The sequence below is a fragment of the Parendozoicomonas verongulae genome, assembly GCF_009711465.1.
Classification (GTDB): Bacteria; Pseudomonadota; Gammaproteobacteria; order Pseudomonadales; family Endozoicomonadaceae; genus Sansalvadorimonas; species Sansalvadorimonas verongulae.
The window spans coordinates 925-1,206 of the sequence record NZ_SMME01000525.1; the positions used below are offsets into that span (position 1 = coordinate 925).

Genomic DNA, 282 nt, shown 5'->3' on the forward strand with positions numbered 1-282 from the left:
TCGCCACAGAATGGAAAAGAGCACCATAGCCGACAGGCGCATCAGCCTTTCAGGCCCAGCTATTCAAGTGGGCCTAAACTTTATGCTCACAGAACGCAAGGCTCTACAGTTTCAGGAAGTGCTGATAATTCTGAGCGCCGCCAACTTTCACAATATCGTACCCAACACTACCCGGCTTACTCTCGTGCCCAGGCATATCACGACATAGATGGTGCTTTTAATCTTCTGAAATCCAATCCCGGAAAAGCACTGGATGAGGCCGAGACGCTATTAAAAAAATAC

1 protein-coding gene is annotated in these 282 nt (G+C 48.2%); it reads left to right on the forward strand.

Annotation, left to right across the window (positions count from 1 at the left end; all coding sequences use genetic code 11):
• A partial coding sequence (locus tag E1189_RS24675) for a hypothetical protein (protein WP_230459943.1) occupies positions 1–208 on the forward strand: 208 nt, incomplete at its 5' end.
• Between the last annotated feature and the right edge of the window lie 74 nt (positions 209–282).